Source organism: Vibrio sp. CJQ_6, assembly GCF_043106745.1.
Lineage (GTDB): Bacteria > Pseudomonadota > Gammaproteobacteria > Enterobacterales > Vibrionaceae > Vibrio > Vibrio furnissii.
In genome coordinates this window covers 280,616-294,466 of the sequence record NZ_JBICMV010000021.1, presented here as the reverse complement: position 1 = coordinate 294,466, position 13,851 = coordinate 280,616, and the positions used below count along the sequence as shown (strand labels likewise).

Annotated in this window: 13 protein-coding genes; 5 read left to right on the top strand and 8 right to left on the bottom strand. The window is 50.7% G+C overall.

Going from position 1 to position 13,851, the window contains the following annotated elements; translation table 11 throughout:
• Nucleotide 1: 1 nt before the first annotated feature.
• The 5 genes from ACF8PK_RS12140 to ACF8PK_RS12120 all read right to left on the bottom strand — a co-directional run bounded on the left by ACF8PK_RS12140 (nt 2) and on the right by ACF8PK_RS12120 (nt 6,705).
• Nucleotides 2–2,122: a TRAP transporter permease gene (locus tag ACF8PK_RS12140; RefSeq protein WP_392441537.1), complete on the bottom strand. Its 2,121-nt coding sequence runs from the start codon at nt 2,120–2,122 to the stop codon at nt 2–4.
• 105 nt (nt 2,123–2,227) lie between these two features.
• Nucleotides 2,228–3,235, bottom strand: coding sequence for a TAXI family TRAP transporter solute-binding subunit (locus tag ACF8PK_RS12135; RefSeq protein WP_014257683.1), 1,008 nt, complete (start codon nt 3,233–3,235; stop codon nt 2,228–2,230).
• Between the two features lie 363 nt (nt 3,236–3,598).
• Entirely contained in the window at nt 3,599–4,987 is a 1,389-nt protein-coding gene (locus tag ACF8PK_RS12130) for a sigma-54-dependent transcriptional regulator (RefSeq protein WP_392441535.1), read from the bottom strand.
• 286 nt (nt 4,988–5,273) lie between these two features.
• The gene (locus ACF8PK_RS12125; RefSeq protein WP_004727620.1) at nt 5,274–5,945 is read right to left on the bottom strand and encodes a LuxR C-terminal-related transcriptional regulator; all 672 of its coding nucleotides are present in this window, start codon (nt 5,943–5,945) and stop codon (nt 5,274–5,276) included.
• 307 nt (nt 5,946–6,252) lie between these two features.
• On the bottom strand, nt 6,253–6,705 hold the full coding sequence (locus ACF8PK_RS12120) for an Lrp/AsnC family transcriptional regulator (protein WP_004727619.1): 453 nt from the start codon (nt 6,703–6,705) through the stop codon (nt 6,253–6,255).
• A gap of 108 nt (nt 6,706–6,813) precedes the next feature.
• On the opposite strand from ACF8PK_RS12120, the gene rarD reads away from it, so the two are divergent.
• Nucleotides 6,814–7,839: an EamA family transporter RarD gene (rarD, locus tag ACF8PK_RS12115; protein ID WP_392441533.1), complete on the top strand. Its 1,026-nt coding sequence runs from the start codon at nt 6,814–6,816 to the stop codon at nt 7,837–7,839.
• On the opposite strand, the gene ACF8PK_RS12110 is transcribed toward rarD, so the two are convergent.
• Nucleotides 7,828–8,346 carry a TetR/AcrR family transcriptional regulator gene (locus ACF8PK_RS12110; protein ID WP_143680086.1) on the bottom strand — a complete coding sequence of 173 codons (519 nt, stop codon included), beginning with the start codon at nt 8,344–8,346 and terminating at the stop codon, nt 7,828–7,830. The genes rarD and ACF8PK_RS12110 overlap by 12 nt on opposite strands.
• 121 nt (nt 8,347–8,467) lie before the next feature.
• Between ACF8PK_RS12110 and ACF8PK_RS12105 the strand changes: the two genes are divergently transcribed.
• Nucleotides 8,468–8,674, top strand: coding sequence for a hypothetical protein (locus ACF8PK_RS12105; RefSeq protein ID WP_014257689.1), 207 nt, complete (start codon nt 8,468–8,470; stop codon nt 8,672–8,674).
• A 193-nt stretch (nt 8,675–8,867) separates the two neighbouring features.
• On the top strand, nt 8,868–10,562 hold the full coding sequence (gene leuA / locus ACF8PK_RS12100; protein WP_392441531.1) for a 2-isopropylmalate synthase: 1,695 nt from the start codon (nt 8,868–8,870) through the stop codon (nt 10,560–10,562).
• A gap of 58 nt (nt 10,563–10,620) precedes the next feature.
• Here leuA and ACF8PK_RS12095 read toward each other — a convergent pair whose 3' ends face one another.
• Nucleotides 10,621–11,385: a helix-turn-helix transcriptional regulator gene (locus ACF8PK_RS12095; protein ID WP_143679579.1), complete on the bottom strand. Its 765-nt coding sequence runs from the start codon at nt 11,383–11,385 to the stop codon at nt 10,621–10,623.
• Nucleotides 11,386–11,632: 247 nt separating this feature from the next.
• Here ACF8PK_RS12095 and ACF8PK_RS12090 point away from each other — a divergent pair, with 247 nt between their 5' ends.
• Both ACF8PK_RS12090 and ACF8PK_RS12085 read left to right on the top strand, forming a co-directional pair.
• A complete protein-coding gene (locus tag ACF8PK_RS12090) occupies nt 11,633–12,553 on the top strand; it encodes a zinc dependent phospholipase C family protein (RefSeq protein ID WP_392441530.1) in 921 nt (306 codons plus the stop codon).
• A complete protein-coding gene (locus ACF8PK_RS12085; RefSeq protein ID WP_275724840.1) occupies nt 12,550–12,978 on the top strand; it encodes a hypothetical protein in 429 nt (142 codons plus the stop codon). Before ACF8PK_RS12090 ends, ACF8PK_RS12085 begins: the two co-directional genes overlap by 4 nt.
• A gap of 125 nt (nt 12,979–13,103) precedes the next feature.
• On the opposite strand, the gene ACF8PK_RS12080 is transcribed toward ACF8PK_RS12085, so the two are convergent.
• Nucleotides 13,104–13,820: a type 1 glutamine amidotransferase gene (locus ACF8PK_RS12080; protein WP_392441528.1), complete on the bottom strand. Its 717-nt coding sequence runs from the start codon at nt 13,818–13,820 to the stop codon at nt 13,104–13,106.
• Nucleotides 13,821–13,851: the final 31 nt, after the last annotated feature.

Below are 13,851 nucleotides of genomic sequence, written 5' to 3'. Positions count from 1 at the left end.
CTTAAGCCGACGCCGCTTTCATCGCGACGTTCGGACGTCGACCACTGTAGATGAAAATCGCCACAAACAATGCCACACACACCACGCGAATCGCCAATGGGATGTTTGGCCACACCAGCGCAATCCCGATCACCGCCAAGACAGCGCGGATCAACCAGTTGAGCGGGCCTTCCAAGAAGCCTTCGATCGCCCCGATCATGGCGTACGTACCCACGATGGCAAAGAAACCGATCGTCATCACGGTGACCGGATCCCAGTCGATCAGCTGCGTGTACGCAATCAGCAACGGCACCAGATACAAGCCTTTGGCAATTTTCCACGCCGTCAGGCCGGTGCGCATGGGCGGTGTTTTGGCAATCGTCGCCGCGGCAAACGCAGTCAGACACACCGGTGGCGTCACGTTACTGTCTTGCGACAACCAGAAGATGATGAGGTGTGCAGAAAGGAGCGCCAAGCCCACCGCTTCAAGACCCAAGCTTTGTTGTAGCAGCGTATCGAGGAAATCCGCCGGCACCAGATCGACCAACGCTTTGGCGTTTTCCAGCGCCATCGGCGCATTGAGCAGTTCCAGTTTATCCGGCGCTGCCAACATGAAGATCGCTTTGGCCTGTTCAGGTAACTGGCCTGCAGCAATCATGTCGACCAACTGGCTTTCTGCAATCAGTTTGTACAGCGCAGGCGCAGAGAGTGTGCCCAACACAATATACGCCGCCGTAACCGGTAGCCCCATCCCGAGCACCAAAGACGCCAGCGTGATCAGCACCAACATGGTGAGTAGATCGCCGCCCGACCAGTTATCGATCATCAGTGAGAAGGTGTTACCGATGCCGGTGGTACTGATCACGTTAATGACCAACCCGATGCCTACCAAAAGCACGGCGGTCGTGGCCATGTTCTTCGCGCCTTGCTCCAGCGCATCAATGATTTCCTTGAAGCCCATACGATGCTCTTTCGAGAACCAAGAGGCAACAATCACCGACAAAATCGACAGGCCCGCGGCATACGTCGGGGTAAATCCTTTGATCAACAGCGTCACCAACACCACCAAGGGGATCAGGTTATGCCAACCCGAGACCAAGACTTTGAGGAACGATTCCTCACTGGTGGTCACCTTCTGCACGCCGCTGCGTTTGGCTTCAATACGGACGAAAAAGGCCACAGACAAGAAATAGATCAGCGCCGGAATAAACGACACCGCAACAATATCGACATACGGAATTTGCGTGTACGACGCCATGATGAACGCCCCCGCGCCCATCACCGGTGGCATCAACTGCCCACCCGTGGATGCAGCCGCTTCAACCCCGGCGGCAAATCGCGACGGGAAGCCCGCTTTCTTCATCATCGGAATGGTGATCACACCCGTCGAGACGGTGTTCGCCACACTAGAACCCGACACCGATCCCATCAAGCCCGAGGCAAGCACCGCAATGAATCCCGGGCCGCCAATCACTTTACCCGCCGCCGCTCGGGAAACGTTGATGATGTAATCGCCCACCCCAGAGCGCACCAAAAAGGCGCCAAACAGGATGAACATGAAGACAAAGCTCCAACTGATACGGGAAATCGACCCGAACATCCCTTCCGACGAGTAGAAACTGCGGTATAGCAGCGTTTCCATACTCAGTCCCGGAAAGTGGAAAATGCCACTCGCCCATTTGCCCCACAACACCACGTAGCTTAAACACACGAGGATTAACATCGGAATAAACCAGCCCATGGTGCGGCGAATCATTTCAATCACAATCACAATCGCCAGAATGGCAAACACCCAATCGCTGGTGACGAATTTCACGCCGCGCGCATAGAGTGCATCTTCCGCCAAAGGGATATAAATCAGACACGCCAACGCCGCCAAGGCGATGATCACATCAACGCCAAGCGCGATTTTGCTATCGCGCCAACGAATATTGGCCGGGTACCACAGCGCGCAGATCATCGCAAAGCCAGCAAAGTGGGTGGCAGAGATCCACAGCTCCGGTAAGGTTGAAAAGGTATTAAACCAGATGTGCGCCAGCGACAGCAGCACCCCCAGCGTAGCAATGGTTTTAGCAACCCACGGAAACGCATCGCGGGTCGGCAGTTCATATTTTTGTAGTTCTTGATCCAGTGGTTCACTCATCATCATACTCCACGGCTCTACAGCTAATGCCCGTTGCACGCTGGGCACAATTAACCATAGAAAATGAGAAATACCGCCTCGCACGACACGAGGCGGCTTGCAGCATTACTCAGCGATTAACTGAGCCGGGATGTTGATACCCACTTCTTTGTAGTAACGCGCCGCGCCTGGATGCAATGGCAGTGGCAGACCTGCGATGGCTTTTTCAATCGCCATGGCTTTGGTTGCTTTGTGAATGCCTTGCAGGAACGCGAGGTTTTCGTACATGGTTTTGGTCAGTTGATATACATCTTCATCAGAGACGTCGTCACGCACCGCCAGGAAGTTTGGCTGCGCGATGGTGGTGATCGGCTTATCCAAACCCGGGTAGGTATTGGCTGGAATCACATATTTGGTCCACAGCTCATAGTTGCCGTTCGCCTGTTTAATTTGCTCATCGGTGAACGACAGAATTTTGATGTCGTTGCCCAGCGCCGCAAACGCCTGAGTCACCGCGCCCACAGGCACACCCGCTGGCGTGTTCATGCCATCAATCGTGCCGTTTTGTAGCGCGCTCGCACTGCCGCTGTAGCCTAGATAGGCCAGATTGAAGCTATCGGGATCAACATTCAGCCCTTTCATGATCTGACGACCAGAAAATTCCGTGCCGGAGTTTTTTGACCCGATGGAGAACTTCTTGCCAGCCATATTGCTCATGTCAGCAATGCTGCCGTTGGGCGCTAAATCAGAACGCACAATGAAGTGCTCGACGTTTTGCCACAGCATGGACACTGAACGCAATTGAGTTTGACGCTCTTTGTAAGGGCCTTCACCCGCCCAAGCCCACGCGCCGTACAAGCCTTGCAGAATCGCAAATTGCGCTTCATTTTCGTTGAGCATTTTGACGTTTTCGCCCGACCCCGCAGAGCTGATCGCAGAAAGGGAGAAGTGGTAAGTCGGGCTAAGTTTAACTTTGCTCAGTGTCGCCAGAGCAACACCAACTGGGTAATAGGTTCCGCCCGTTGAGGCAGTCGCCATAATGTAGCTGCGTTCTTCTGCCGCGTGCGCGCCAGCAAGCAGGCCAAAAGAAGCGGCGGCAGCCAGTAGGGTTTTGGCAAGGCGTTTGTGTTTCATCTTTACTCTCCGTGTCATTCTTGTTGTTCGCCGGAAATAGCGAGTCACCCTTCCGATCGACCGTGCGGTGATAGGCTGAAAACGAATGCCCGCCGCCCGAGTCGATTGTTTAGGTCTATCCCGATAGAGCAAAGAAGATGCCAAAAACTAAGTGATTGAATTGATTTGAAATGATGAATATCAAGTAGCGAAATGAGCAAAAATCCGCTGATTCGCCCGATGAGGCATAAGCAAAATTTCGCCGATGGGGACGCATAAAAAGCCGTGCTGATTGCGGTTTTTGATCACAACTCATTAACGAATTGTGATCAATGTTAATAAATACCTCAAAATCTATATGAGCAAAATTTTGCCTATCCCAAATTACTTTCCGTTGGATTGGGAACGCGGCTCCTCTTCATCCTGCGTATAATCGCTGCGATTGAGGCCATACTTCTGCATTTTCTGATTGAGCGTGCGGCGCGGCAGATCCAGCTCTCTCATGGTGTCACTGATGCTGCCGCGATGGCGAGTTAATGCGTCGTGAATGACTTTGCGCTCAAAGGTTTGCAACTGAATCGACAGCGGCAGCCCGGCGCTGGCCTCTTCGGTGGTGGTATTCGGGCGACTGGCCAGAATTTCCCCCACCGTTAGCGATTCATCCAGTGCGAAACGAATGGCCACGTTGCGCAGTTCACGCACGTTGCCCGGCCAGGCGTAGCTGAGCAGTGCATGCTGATCCGCTTCGCTGGCGACGCGGGTTTGCGGATTGGCTTGCAACGTGAAGTGTTCAAACAGCAATAACGCATCTTCGTCGCGTTCACGCAGCGGCGGCAAATAGAGCTGCGCCACGTTGAGACGATAGAACAAGTCTTGACGAAATTCCGGATGCTCCAACAGATCGTCTTTGGCCGCCGCAATCACACGTAAATCGATCGCCACTTTCTGATTCCCGCCGACGCGCTCCACCACATGCTCTTGCAGCACCCGCAGCACTTTGACCTGCATCGACAGTGGCATACTTTCGATTTCATCGAGAAACAGCGTTCCCTTGTCGGCAAACTCCAACTTGCCGATGCGCTTTTTCACCGCGCCGGTAAACGCGCCCGCTTCGTGGCCAAACAGCTCGCTTTCAAACAGACTTTCCGGAATAGCGCCGCAGTTGATCGGCACAAAATTGAAATGTCGGCGCGGACTTTCCTGATGCAAGCACGTCGCTACCAGCTCTTTACCACAGCCGGTTTCGCCGTAGATGATGACGTTGGTATCAATCGCCGCCACTTTGGCGATTTGCTCACGCAGTGCCGTCATCACTTTGCTGCGCCCGATCAGGACTTGCTCCAGCCCTTGCAGCGTGGAGAGATACTGGCTTCGGTCTTGCGACTGCGCTTCACTGTGAAACTTGTTGACCGCATCCGCCACCGTGCTCGACAGGCGATCCGGATTGAACGGTTTTTCAATAAAATCGTAGGCGCCTTTTTGCAACGCTTTGACCGCCATGTCCACATCGCCATGCCCGGTGATCAAGATGACCGGCGTATGCGGCTGCAAGCGGTTCAGTTCAGACAGCATCTCGACGCCATCGTAGTCCGGTAAACGCACATCACTGATGATGGTCGCAAAGCGCTGCGCAGCCAACCCTTCCAACGCCGCTCGCCCATCGGCAAACCCGCACACATCAAACCCTGCCAGTTGCAACCACTGACTGGTGGCCTGACGGACAATGTCATCATCTTCAATTAACGCGATCGGTAATGCGTCCTGACTACTCATGCCATGCTTCCTTTTCTTATCTCGCGATACGGTAAGGAAAAAGACGCCGCAAAGAAAGGAGCTGCTTCTCACTTCTGGGTTACCAAATACAAAGCCGCGAATCACCCCATGCGCCGAAAAGCAAAAAGGCAGCCGATGCTGCCTTTACCCTGCCCGATAGACGCCCCTGAAACATCACGCCACGTCGAATATCATTTGCCAGTCACGCGGCTATTTATCCTGAGTGCTGTGTATTGAACACCGTTGTATCACGCGCGTCGTGTTTCAACTCTGCAAATAGCAAAAATTAACTCACTTCTTCCATCGCAATATTATTCTTCGCCCAGATTAATGCTTGCAGGCGATTCTTCGCATTAATTTTCTTAAACACATTGTGTAGATGTGTCTTCACCGTATTTTCGCTTACATACAACTTGTCGGCGATTTCGATATTGGATGCCCCACTGCCAAGCAGCTTAATAATTTGCTGTTCGCGGCGAGTTAATTTTGTATATGCTTGCGACGTCACGGCCGGGGCGCCCGCACGATAGTGCATGATGTACTCTTGCGCCAGCTTGCGCGTCAGCCACATTTCATCTTCCAACACTTTGTTCATGCCTTTCACGAGCGCATCAATGTCGTCATCGGCGAAAAACACACCCGAAAGTTTTTGCCACTTAAACAATGACTTAGAATCCGCCTCTGGGGGGCAATTAATCACAACTTCTTTGGCTTCCGGGCATGACATCTGTTTAAAGGTGTAGTAATCGCTCAGTGTGGTGCTGTCGATGCACGAATAGTCGATGATGATAATTTTAACGTCGTGACACGCGGGATCATTTTCGTGCTGCCACAATTCATTAAATGGCGAAATGTCGATGCCAATCGGAAGCCGCGATTCTAACGCGTCTTTTAATAATCTCGATTGCATGCATACGTCAGAAAGTAATCGTACGTTTAGTCTTTTTCCTTCGCTCATTACAAATACTCCTAAGCCTTATGACTGACATAAGTAAAACTAACCTTCAGAAAGAGGAAGTCAATGTGCCTATTTTGGCGTAGCGTATTTATATACGAATGGCGCGCACTTTAGTTGAAATAATTCATCAACTTAATAGTACGTCTTAAATATGAGAAGCATTGACAGTTTTAATTATAATTGTCTATTAGCGAAGCTTAAATAACGACACAATTCACAAATATTGATGATCATATTAATCAATGAATAATTAACAGTTGTATTCGACCGGTGGATTCACGCCCCAACATCAGGGGGTCAGGGCGAACTAAAGTACATCGAGCGTTGCTTTGACCCGGTCTAATGCGACCATGGTTCGAAACCATTTCACATTAGGATTACTGTGGAACAATTTATCGCAAATCGCCTGAAAGCGTTGCATGTTGGGCACCACCAGCACCAAAACGAAATCCACATCGCCGGTCACGTAATAGCACTGTTGCACTTCTGGCCCCGAGAAGCTTTGCTTGAGCACGTCGAGGTCTAGCGCGTAGGTTTTGTCGGCCTGAACCTCCACCACAATCGTGATCACCTGATTGAGTTTGTCGGGGTCGAGCACGGCCACGTTGGCTTGAATGTAGCCTTGCTCTTTGAGCTTTTGAATGCGCCGCTGCACCGATGCGGTCGATAAGTAAACGGCGTCCGCCAACTCCCGCAGCGGAGTTTGGCAATTGCGCTGCAAGCATTCCAACAGCGCATAATCGTATTTATCCAATGACATCAGACTCGTCCAGTGAGAAATTTTCTCACTCACGTTATGAATTTCGAGCGCCTTTATCAAGGCCGACGCAATAAAATATCGCCATTCCCTCTGACTCGGTCGATAACAATGCCAAAAACCATGCACACGCCACTGGGTGTCACGCTCAATGTGATTGCCTCTGCCCTCTTCGCGCTGATGTTTGCCTACACCGCTTTATTGCGCGATCTGCAAGGCGAAGAAATTTACGGCTGGCGAATCCTGCTCACCTTTCCACTGCTCACCCTGTTCATTCTGCTCAGAGGTTACTGGCCCCAAGTCGCGACGCTGTTTCAGCGCCTGCGCACGGAACGTTATTTCTGGCTGACGCGCGTGGCATCATCGTTTTTGATTGGCATTCAGCTGTGGCTGTTTATGTGGGCACCGGTGAACGGATACGGGCTGTCGGTGTCTTTGGGGTACTTCATCATGCCCATCACCATGGTGGTGGTCGGGCGCGTGGTGTTTCACGATCGCATGTCGCGCTTTCAGCAATGGGCATGTTTGTTTGCGTTGCTTGGCGTGATCAATCAATTGGCCATTTCTCAAACCTTATCGTGGCCAACGCTAGTAGTATGTTTGGGGTATCCCATCTATTTTGGGCTGCGCTACAAAACCGACACCAATCACATCGGCGGGCTCTGGTTTGACATGCTGCTCAGCCTGCCTGTCAGCCTCTACTTTGTGGGTCACGGCGGCCATGTGTTGCAAGCTGTGAGCGCGAATCTGGATCTGCTGTGGTTGATTCTCGGTTTGGGCGCGATCAGCGCGTTGGCATTGGCGTTTCAATCGCTTTCGGCACCGCATCTGAACATCACGCTGTTTGGCTTGCTGGTTTACGTTGAGCCAGTGTTACTGCTGCTGGTTGCGCTGCTGCTTGGGGAAAACATTCACGCCAGCGAATGGCCCACTTACCTTGCCATTTGGCTGGCGGTGGTGGTGCTGATGCTCGAAGGAGGATTGAGTTTGTGGCGGGCGAAAGCCGCAAAGCGCGCACGGCGTCATCACCAGCAAGGTCTCAAGCAAAGCCACGAGCAAAGTGTCGAGCAGAGCGAAGAGTTCAGTCATGAGTCGAGTCTCGAACAAACAAATGACCCGATTCAATCAACGAAATAAGTGACGGTATTTGCTTTCCAACGCGTGAAGCGCGTGTTCAAGATTGGGTTCCGGCTTACTCAAATGGGTAATCAAGGTCATGAAATAGCAATCAAGCAACACGGGCATATTTTCACCCCACGCCGCCGGAAGATTGGCCGTCTCAAACAGGGTTTGATTGAACGATTGGTAGTAATCCATGTCCCACACCACTTCTTTGAGCAGCGCACGGCTCAAGTTTACATTGGCAAAATAGTAACCGTAGTAGGTACGGGCAAACTGCATCGCCAATTCAAACGCATCTTGCGAAGGGGCGTTGAATCCTTGTTGCGACAGTCGCTCAAGTTGATTCATCACGCCTTCGCGTAGGATGGCCAGTTTGGTCTCGAAATGGCTAAACACCGTGCCATCGGCCACGCCAGCCTGGCGCGCAATTTGGCGCGTTGAAGTTTCTTGATATCCCTGCGTTTCAAAGAGTTGCCATGCCGCAGCCAGTATTCGTTCTCTCGTTTGCTCTCGTTTACCCATCATCGACTCATCATTATGTCATGCCGTTGCATCATACCTTTCCCCTCTCGCATTGACAAACTGAGCGCGCTCATTTATAAAATTGAGCACGCTCAATTAAAATCATAACGAGGAGAAAGGAATGATACATCTGCTTAAAACCGGCATGCTGACACTTTGCCAATGGTTCATTTTCTTACCCGGCTTACTGTGCTTTTCATACCTGCTCAGGCCACTGTTGATTGTGGTCTTGGTGCCCGGCGGTCTGTTACTTTTGGCCGTGATTGGCGGGCAAGAAGTCCGCTCTGAAATGAAGAGCCTATTCAAAGGCTGGGTGACATCACGTTGATAGATGGCGCACAACATGCCCGCGTGCGGTCATCAAGCCCCGCAACGGACATAGCGATAAAACACGGCAATAGCGGCAAGCATCATCAGGCGTTGTCCAAATCACGACGATGCTTGTCCACTTCTGCGCAGATCGTTCAGCAAAGCCCATTTAGGATGAATGTTCGACTCACAGCTCCACGGACGAATTCATCATGTTAGAGAACCCAGCAAACAAATACCGACCGGCGCCGGTTATTCACTTCCCGCAACGCACTTGGCCTTCAAAAGTGCTGACACAAGCGCCGCGTTGGTGTTCCACAGATCTACGCGACGGCAATCAAGCGCTCGCGAATCCTATGAATCAAGCACGCAAGCTGAAATTCTTTCACCACTTGGTCGAATGCGGATTCAAAGAGATCGAAGTCGCGTTTCCTGCTGCCTCACAAACCGATTTCGATTTTGTGCGCTGCCTGATTGAAGAGCGCCGAATCCCCGACGACGTCACCATTCAGGTCATCACCCAATCGCGACCGGATTTGATTGAGCGCACCATCGCCGCACTCCACGGGGCGCCAAAGGCCATCATCCATTTATACAATGCGACCGCGCCGCTCTTTCGCGATGTGGTGTTCGAGCAAGATAAGCCAGCCACCATGGCTCTCGCCGTTAAGGGCGTAAAACAGATCAAAGCCTTGTGCGACCAGCACCCACACACGCAGTGGACGCTGGAATACTCGCCCGAAACGTTCAACTTTACCGAACCGGAATTTGCGTTGGAGATTTGCGAAGCCGTGGCCGCCGCTTGGCAGCCCAGCCAGCAGCGCCCGCTGATCTTAAACTTACCCACCACGGTGGAATGCAACACGCCGAATGTGTTCGCCGACCAAATCGAGCACTTTATTCGCTCGTTCTCGTGCTTGCAGTGTGTCACCCTTAGCGTGCATCCGCACAACGACCGCGGCACCGGCGTTGCAAGTGCGGAACTTGCCATGTTGGCGGGCGCCACACGCATTGAAGGCTGCTTGTTTGGCAATGGCGAGCGAACGGGCAATGCGGATGTGGTGACGATTGCACTCAATCTCTATTCGCAAGGTATCGACCCCAAACTGCGCTTTTCAGACATTCGACGCACGGTCGAAGTGGTTGAAGAGTGCAATGAACTGCCGGTGCATCCACGCCATCCCTATGGCGGCCGATTGGTGTTTACCGCGTTCTCCGGTTCGCATCAAGACGCGATTAAAAAAGGCTTTGCTCGTCATCATCACATGCCGCAACCGCTATGGTCGATCCCTTATTTGCCGCTCGATCCGATGGATCTGGGGTGCAATTATGAAGAGGTGATTCGGGTCAACAGCCAGTCGGGGAAAAGTGGCGCGGCATGGTTACTCCAAGAAAACCACGGCTTATCACTGCCCAAAACGCTGCAAGTGGATTTAAGTCAACGTGTGAAACGTCATACCGACCAAACTGGGCGCGAAATCTCAATCGCCGAATTGTGGCAGTTGTTCAGGCAAGCCTATGGATTGATGCCCTCGCCCGAGATGCGCCTGCTGAGTTATCAAAGCCAGCCAGCGGCAACAGGCCAACAGATTGAGAGCCGTGTGGGGTTCAACCAAGAAGAAATGGTGTGTTCGGGCATAGGAAACGGGTTACTCTCGGCAATGTTAAACGCACTGACCGAGCAGTTTGGGATCACGTGCAACATCGTTGATTATCACGAACACACGCTCGGCTCGAACACTCGCAGCAAAGCGGTGAGCTACGTTCAATTGCAATCGGCGACGTCAAATGTGACCCAGTTTGGTGTGGCGATTGATGAGGATGCCACCAAGGCTTCGCTGCAAGCTGTCATGAATGCCTACGCCAACATGCTCAAGACGCAGCCCCATTCGCGCTCCGTAGACTGACAGACCGTTAATCAGATTGCCGTGGAATCAGGTCACCGTTGACTAAAATGACATTGAATTAAAACAAGATGGACGCCGTGTATTCGCTCGGCGTCAATCCGATGCGGCTTTTGAACATGGCGCTGAACGCACTCGGGCTGTCATATCCAATCGCCAGCGCGCTGTCGAGCACACTGTGGCCGCTGGCTAATAATTCAAGCGCGTGAACCAAGCGTTTCTGACGCAGCCATTCGGTGAACGTCAGCCCCAGCTCTTGCTGAAATTTGCGCGACACGGTGCGTTCACTCTGCCCCAAATACTTCGCCGCATCAGTCGCCGTCCAAGGGTGAGCAATGCGATCCGAGACGTAATCACACAGCATGATTAACCCATCGGAGCTTGGGTTCGGCAGATAAAAATCGACCGGTTTGAGTCGGCGCAATTCATCCAAAATCAACTCGAAAATACGCTCTTCCCGCGTTCCAGCAATCCGTTCCTCGGGCAGCGATACGGCTTCAACAATGAGATGTTTCAGTAAAGATGGCACTTCCGACAGCACGCACGTGTTGGGCAGATCGGCTCGTGCCATCGCATCGACAAACAGCGTGCGCACTTTGACATGGCCCGTAATTCGCAGGCTATGCGAAACGCCGGCTGGAATCCACATGCCTTTATTTGCCGTCACCACCCATGTTCCGGCGGCGGTATCGACCCGAATCACCCCGTTTAACGCGTGCAAAAACTGCGCACACTGATGTTCGTGTGCGGCTTCAGTGTCCCCATGCATGTAATCGTGAGCATAGGCCAGCACGGGCGGCCCCAACGTTTCGTCGCAAAATTTCATGGTGTGTTCGCGAAAGCGAGCCTCATTGAACGTGGCAGTAGCATCATCAAAAAATCATACTAACGACACCACCGTGAGATGCAAGCGCGTCTCGTTTAGATAAAACTAGAATCTAACCACGTAAACATTAACAGTAAGCATTGTAGATTGCGTCCAGTAAGTATTCTTCTTAGTAAGACGCAAATCTCAAACAATAGACATTATACATAGTAAACTCCATATTCTAATTCAGTACATGGAGGTCATTATGCCTGGCGCTTTTGCTCATATTACAGCGGTCAACGAGGCTTCTTCTAACAATATTTTGAGTGGATTAAATATACCTAAGACTGCAAAAAAGGCTTTATCACAAAATAAGAAGTTCTTAGAACTAGGTTGCGTTAGCCCAGACTATCCCTACTTGGTAATTATGGATTCTGCGCAAAACAAATGGGCAGATAAAATGCACTACAACAACGTAGGAAACCTAATCTGCGCTCTTATTGAACAGGTAAAAAATTTAGATGAAGACGACTTAGGAAAAGGTTTTGCTTGGTTGTGTGGTTTTGTGGCTCATGTAGCAGCAGATATTACTATTCATCCGGTAGTTGAAAAAAAAGTCGGTCCCTACGAACAAAACGCGAAAGAACATAGAATCTGTGAAATGCACCAGGATTCTTATATCTGGTCTAAGAGAATGAATCTTGGAAATATTGGTCTAGCTGATCGAGTAAAGGAAAACATCGGGTCTTGTATCAATGATGATACCCAACTAGACTCTATTATTTTTAGTATCTGGTGTGCTGCACTTTCAAATGTCTATCCCCAATACACCGAAGAGTGTCAACCCGATATCAACGCTTGGCATAAAGGTTTTCAATCCGTTGTAGACCATGCTGAAGAATCCTACCGATTATTCGCATGGGCAAGACATGTTGCCACAAATCAAGGGCTAAGCTATCCGCTTCAAGAAGAAGTGAAGTTAGAATACATAGAGGCTTTAGATACACCTAATGGTCTGATGCACTACGATGACATCTTTGATAAAGCGATTCAAACTATTCAAATTTTTTGGGAAAAAGTCGCAGCATCTGTTTATAAAGACCAAAGCACTGATTTTTTCAAGAATTGGAATTTAGATACAGGTCGTTGCGAAGACGGACAGCTTACCGCTTGGGAGGTCCTATGAAATTATTCACCGTGATTGCTTTTATTATAACTTTGACTTCCTGCGCGACTCAGGCTAAGTACTCTGACGAAGTCATGTACGATATGGCATCTATCTTAAAAGATGTGACTCAGGCTATTGATGGCGAGCTTAAATTCGGAGACACCAGCGGACTAACAAATGAAAAGATTATAGAAAATGCGATGTCTACAAATCCCAATTTACTGACAAGGCTTTCAGATTTAGCAATTAAAGGTAAAGTCTCGGATTATCGTATCGTTTATGAGTACCAAGGAGATAATGCTGTATTGTTGATATGTGATGGAGATATTGCACTAATGGAAGATGTTGGTTGTAACGCAGCATTCGACAAAGTTTATTGGAATGATCCACAACCAAATACCTGTAAAATTACATTGAATGCATCTGCTATTTGTGTCAAATAAATTCGTATTTTCGAATATTAAAGTACAGCTACCACCAAAAAATAAAAGAATAAGATTATATCTCTGATCGTCACACATGCTATGAAGTTCGGCTTTCCCAAGCCGAACTTTGATCGCCCCAACGTTCAGCACCGCGCTTGGTAACAAGCAACCAACTGATCGAGAAACTGATACAGTGTTTGGTTCATGTCCTCGTAGTCATGCTGCATGAGGCGCTGTGGCGAATCCACGAACGGATGATGGCCAGACACCTCAACAGCATCATGTTCAATCAATAGCGCCACCACCTCTTTCGTCAGTTCCATATGGCATTGGAAGCCAAAAACGACATCACTGTAAGCGACAATCTGCCGTGGGCACCCGGCGCTAAAGGCAAGAACGTGCGCGTCGGGAGTCAACCCGGGCATATCATTGTGCCAATGCCCGACCGGTAACGTGGCACCAAAATGTGCCATCAGCGGATGGTGCAACCCCGCTGGCGTGAGTGTGATCGGAAACTTACCGATCTCGCGTTCCGGGCTCGGTGCGTAGCGCGCTCCCAGCGCTTCCCCAATAAGTTGCGCGCCCAAACAGACTCCAATCACCGCTTTTCCGGCACGAATCGCCGACAGAATGCAGGCCTGCTCCGCTTTCGCGTTAAAGTGAGCGCACTGCGCTTGCGTGGTCGCGGGATTTTGCGGCCCACCCATCACAATCAACAGATCGATCGCGTCAACATTCAATGGCAAAGGCTCGCCTTCGTACACGCGAGAGTAACCGATGTGAAAACCACGGCGAGTCGCCCAGATTTCATAAGCGCCTGGCGCTTCAAAATGTTCATGAATAATAAAGTGAATTCGCATAGTGCAGCCTTTCTCGTTGAGTAGGCCGTTG

Bases quoted from the DNA above. Each gene is read 5' to 3' on its own strand.
- ACF8PK_RS12135 (WP_014257683.1), bottom strand. From the start codon at position 3,235: ATGAAACACAAACGCCTTGCCAAAACCCTACTGGCTGCCGCCGCTTCT.
- ACF8PK_RS12085 (WP_275724840.1), top strand. From the start codon at position 12,550: ATGAAATTATTCACCGTGATTGCTTTTATTATAACTTTGACTTCCTGC.
- ACF8PK_RS12105 (WP_014257689.1), top strand. From the start codon at position 8,468: ATGATACATCTGCTTAAAACCGGCATGCTGACACTTTGCCAATGGTTC.
- ACF8PK_RS12090 (WP_392441530.1), top strand. From the start codon at position 11,633: ATGCCTGGCGCTTTTGCTCATATTACAGCGGTCAACGAGGCTTCTTCT.
- rarD (WP_392441533.1), top strand. From the start codon at position 6,814: ATGCCAAAAACCATGCACACGCCACTGGGTGTCACGCTCAATGTGATT.
- ACF8PK_RS12130 (WP_392441535.1), bottom strand. From the start codon at position 4,987: ATGAGTAGTCAGGACGCATTACCGATCGCGTTAATTGAAGATGATGAC.
- ACF8PK_RS12095 (WP_143679579.1), bottom strand. From the start codon at position 11,385: ATGAAATTTTGCGACGAAACGTTGGGGCCGCCCGTGCTGGCCTATGCT.
- ACF8PK_RS12120 (WP_004727619.1), bottom strand. From the start codon at position 6,705: ATGTCATTGGATAAATACGATTATGCGCTGTTGGAATGCTTGCAGCGC.
- ACF8PK_RS12110 (WP_143680086.1), bottom strand. From the start codon at position 8,346: ATGGGTAAACGAGAGCAAACGAGAGAACGAATACTGGCTGCGGCATGG.
- ACF8PK_RS12140 (WP_392441537.1), bottom strand. From the start codon at position 2,122: ATGAGTGAACCACTGGATCAAGAACTACAAAAATATGAACTGCCGACC.
- leuA (WP_392441531.1), top strand. From the start codon at position 8,868: ATGTTAGAGAACCCAGCAAACAAATACCGACCGGCGCCGGTTATTCAC.
- ACF8PK_RS12125 (WP_004727620.1), bottom strand. From the start codon at position 5,945: ATGAGCGAAGGAAAAAGACTAAACGTACGATTACTTTCTGACGTATGC.
- ACF8PK_RS12080 (WP_392441528.1), bottom strand. From the start codon at position 13,820: ATGCGAATTCACTTTATTATTCATGAACATTTTGAAGCGCCAGGCGCT.